Here is a 4,212-nt window from a genome sequence, read left to right on the forward strand (position 1 = left end):
GCCCTCGGCCTGGCCGCGCTGGCCGAGCGGCTGCAGCAGCGCCTCGGGCTGCTCGCGCCGCTGCCGCAGGTGCCGGCCTCGCGCCAGAACGCGCTCGCCGCGGCGCTCGACTGGAGCCACGGGCTGCTGTCGCCGGCCGAGCAGCAGGTGTTCCGCCGGCTCGGCGTGTTTCCGGGGGCGTTCGAACTCGACCGCGCCGCGCTGTGCCTGGCCGATGACGACCTGCCGGCACCGCGCGTCATCGAGACCCTGCTCGACCTCGCCGACCGCTCGCTGCTGAGCGTGGACCGGGCGAGCGCAYCGCGCTACCGCCTGCCGGAGAGCATCCGGCTGTACGCGCTCGACAAGCTGCAGGCCTCGGGCGAAGCGGCGGCCGTGCGGGCCGCCTTCGCGCGCGGCATGTGCGCGGTGTTCGACGAGGCCTATGAGGACCACTGGCGTTCGAACCCGCAGGGCGCGCCCGGCGCCTGGCGCGACCGCTGGGCGCCCGAGCTCGACGACCTGCGCGCCGCGCTGGACGAGGCCACCGCGAACGACCCGGACAGGGCGGTCGCGCTGTACGGCTCGGCGTCGCCGCTGTGGGGCGCGCTGCTGCTGCACGCCGAGGCCCGCGAGCGCGGCGAGGCGCTGGTCGGCCGGCTCTCCGGCGGCTTGCCGGTGCGGGTGCTGGCGCGCTTCTGGGAGGGCGTGGCCCGCGCGCACAGCACCGAGTACCCGCAGCGCTGCCGGGCCGCGGCCGAGCTGGCGGCGCAGCGCTACGCCGAGCTGGGCGATGCGCGCGGCGAGTACCTGGCCTGGGCCGAGTTCGCGCTGAACTGGCGCCTCGACCACCCCGAGGCGCGGCGGGCGCTGGCGCGCGCGAAGGCGATCGAGGACCCGCGCTGGCCGGCGCCGGTGCTGGTGCACGGCCGCACCACCGAGGCGGTGCTGGATTTCACCGGCGGCGACGCCGAGCGCGCCCGCGAGGCCCTGCTGTCGCTCGCGCTGCTGTGCGAGCGCGACGGCTACCTCGAAGGCACGTTGCGCACCGGCGCGAACCTGGTCGACATCGACCGCCACACCGGCCGCAGCGCCGACGCGATCCGGCGCGGCGAGGCACTGCTCCCGCGCCTGCCGCCCGGGCGGGCGTCGGCCAACGAGTTCACGCTGTTCGCGAACCTGGTGGGGGCGCTGCTCGACCAGGGCGAGGTCGTGCGCGCGCGGGCCGTCGTCGGAGAGTGCGCGCGGCGGCTGCGGCGCCTGCCCGAGGACAGCTGCATGTGGTCGATGCTCGACCTGTTCGGCGTGCTGCATGCGCTGTCGGGCCGCACCGACGCGGCCGCGCGGCTGGCCGGCGCCTCGGCGCACAACTACCGCGAGCGCGGCCGGCTGGTGCGGCAACCAAATGAAGAAGCCGACCGGGCGCGGCTGGCCGGGCTGCTGGCGCGGCACCCCGATGCGGCCGAGCTGGCGGCCTGGCAGGCCGAGGGCGAGTTGCTGTCGATCGCCGAGGCCTGCGAACTGGCGTTCGAGGCGGGCAACTAGAGTTGCCGCGCCTCGAAGGTGTTGCACTGCTCGACGCTGCCGGTCTGGAAGCCGCGCTTGAACCAGCTGACGCGCTGCGCGCTGGTGCCGTGCGTGAAGGTTTCCGGCACCACGGTGCCCTGCGACTTGCGCTGCAGCGTGTCGTCGCCGATCTGCGTGGCGGCGTTCAGCGCCTCTTCGACATCGCCCTGCTCCAGGATCTGGCGGGCGCTCTGCGCGTCATGCGCCCAGATGCCGGCGAAGCAGTCGGCCTGCAGCTCCAGGCGCACACTCAGCGCGTTCTGCTGCGCTTCACTGCCCTTCCCGCGCATCGCATCGACCTTGCCGCTGATGCCCAGCAGGTTCTGCACATGGTGGCCCACCTCGTGCGCGATCACGTAGGCCTGCGCGAAATCGCCGGGCGCGCCGAGCCGCGTGCGCATCGTCTCGTAGAAGCCCAGGTCGATGTAGACCTTCTGGTCGCCCGGGCAGTAGAACGGGCCCATCGCGGCCTCGCCGCGGCCGCAGGCGGTGGGCTCGCTGCCGCGGAACAGCCGCAGCTTCGGCTCGCGGTAGGTGCCGCCCATCTGCTTGAACTTGGCGCGCCACACGTCTTCGGTGTCGGCCAATACCACCGAGACGAAGCGGGCCATCTTGTCGTCGGCCGGCGGCTTGCCGGCAGGCGCCTGCTGCTGGGTGGGGACCGCGCCGCCACCGCCGCCGCTGAGCAGGCTCAGCACCGTGAGGGGGTTGACGCCGAAGATCCAGCCGGCCACCAGCGCGATGGCGACCGAGCCGAGGCCGATGCTGCGGCCGCCGAAGCCGCGGCCTCCGCCGCCGCCACCACCGCTGCGGGCGTCTTCGACGTTGTCGCTCTCGCGGTTGCCTTCCCATTTCATGGTGTTCCCCCGGCTGGTGGCTGGAGGGGCCATGGTAACGAGAAGACCCCGCCATGGGGATCAGTGCATGTCGGGATCGGTCGCGAGGTAGAGGCCGAACAGCTGCAGCGCCGCCCGCTGCAGCGCCGCGTCGGCACTGCCGTGCGCGACGGCGATGCGCTCGTAGGCGTAGGGCCGGTCGAACATCATGCGGGCGATGTTGACCGGCGTTCCGTCGCGGGCCATCAGCGTGCGGAAGCCCGACAGCGCCAGCAGGTCGGCGATCAGCGGCGACTGGCGCAGTGCCTCTGCGGGAGGCGGCAGCGACTGGGGAAGCTGTGACGGGGAGAACGGATCTGACAGGGCCGGCATGAGACCTCCATGCATCGCGGCGCAACGCGCGCGCCGTGCTGCACACGATAGCCAGCCGGGGCGCGCGGTGATCGCGCGATATGGAGGGTGCCGCGGTGCTACTTTGGTGGCGGCTGCCCGGGATCCGTGGCGCCGTGCACGGCCGGCCCGGTGTCGCGGATGAAGTCGTCGAGCTTGTCGCACCATTCGGCCGCCGGCGCTTCGAGCGCTTCGAGCGACAGCACCTCGATGCCGGCATCGGCCAGCATCTTGTCCGACGCCTGGTTCAGCGCGACCTGGTGGGATTTCTTCTCGAGGAACACCACCCGCCGGATGCCGACCTGGATGATCGACTGCACGCAGCGCGGGCACGGGAACTGTGTCGTGTAGATGGTGCTGGCGGTGAGCGGCAGCACCACGCAGTTGAGGATGGCGTTCACCTCGGCATGGACGATGTAGCTGTGGCGCGACTGCACCGGGTCGTCGTCGATGTCGCTCCAGTACGACGGATCCTCGTCGTTGCAGCCGCGTGGCAGGCCGTTGTAGCCGACGCCCAGGATCTTGTTGTCGGCACTCGCGATGCAGGCGCCGTTGCGCTTGCGGCCGTCCTTCGAGCGGGCGGCCGCGAGCAGCGCGACGCCCATGAACATCGAATGCCAGTGGATCAGCGGGGTGTTTTGCATGGCCGACATGTTAGGGCCGGTTCGGCCCCTTCACGCCGGTGGCAGCTCCACCACGTCGCTGCGGTCCTTCAGGCTCACGCCGCTCAGCTGCAGCCGCAGTGACTCGCGCGCGAGCCACACCAGCCGGCGTGCCGCCTGCGCGTACGGCAGGCCTTCGGGCCGCACGTTCGAGATGCAGTTGCGCTCGGCGTCGCTGCGGCCGCGCCGGGGCGCCCAGGTGAGGTAGATCCCCAGGCTGTCCGGCGAGCTCAGCCCCGGGCGCKCGCCGATCAGCATCACGACCAGCCGCGCCCGCAGCAGCTCGCCGACCGGGTCGCCGAGCGCGACGCGGGCCTGCCGCGCGACGACGATGGGGCCGAAGGTCCATTCCGGCGGCGCCTGCGCGCGGATCTCGGCGACCAGCGGCGCGGCATGGCGGCTCACCGCGAGCGACGACAGGCCGTCGCCGATCACCAGTTGCACATCGCAGCCGCCGGCGGTGTCGGCCAGGCGTGCCGCCGAGGCCTCGTCGAGCCGGCGGCCGAGGTCGGGGCGCAGCAGGTAGGTGGCGCGGTCCGGCGCGGCGCTGTGCACCTGCAGCGTCGGCCAGCCGGCCTGCTGCAGCGTGGCGCACAGCGCATCGGCGTCGAGCGGCACGTGCACGGCGTCGCGGGCCTGCGCATGGGCGAAGCCGAAGCGCAGCAGCTCGCCGGTCGGCAGGCTGACGCCGGCGCGGCCGAGCGCCACCCGCGCCGCGGTGTGCACGCGCAGGGCGCCCCACGGGTCGCGCGTGATCGCATCCTTGGCCGGATCCCTGG

General features: G+C 73.2%; 4 protein-coding genes and 1 pseudogene. 1 reads left to right on the top strand and 4 read right to left on the bottom strand.

The features are described 5' to 3' along the window. Positions 1-1,524: pseudogene (locus tag AC1D15_RS20140) on the top strand (hypothetical protein); the annotation flags it as partial. Here the strand turns inward: AC1D15_RS20140 and ypfJ are convergent. The 4 genes from ypfJ to eutC form a co-directional block, all read right to left on the bottom strand. Next, the gene (gene ypfJ, locus AC1D15_RS20145; RefSeq protein ID WP_465111706.1) at positions 1,521-2,402 is read right to left on the bottom strand and encodes a KPN_02809 family neutral zinc metallopeptidase; all 882 of its coding nucleotides are present in this window, start codon (positions 2,400-2,402) and stop codon (positions 1,521-1,523) included. The pseudogene AC1D15_RS20140 and the gene ypfJ overlap by 4 nt on opposite strands. 60 nt (positions 2,403-2,462) lie before the next feature. After that, on the bottom strand, positions 2,463-2,753 hold the full coding sequence (locus AC1D15_RS20150) for a hypothetical protein (protein ID WP_477827365.1): 291 nt from the start codon (positions 2,751-2,753) through the stop codon (positions 2,463-2,465). 98 nt (positions 2,754-2,851) lie between these two features. Then, on the bottom strand, positions 2,852-3,415 hold the full coding sequence (locus tag AC1D15_RS20155) for a deoxycytidylate deaminase (protein ID WP_465111704.1): 564 nt from the start codon (positions 3,413-3,415) through the stop codon (positions 2,852-2,854). Positions 3,416-3,445: 30 nt separating this feature from the next. Beyond that, entirely contained in the window at positions 3,446-4,189 is a 744-nt protein-coding gene (gene eutC / locus AC1D15_RS20160; protein WP_477827366.1) for an ethanolamine ammonia-lyase subunit EutC, read from the bottom strand. Positions 4,190-4,212: the final 23 nt, after the last annotated feature.

The organism is Rhizobacter sp. P2_H2 (assembly GCF_056403375.1).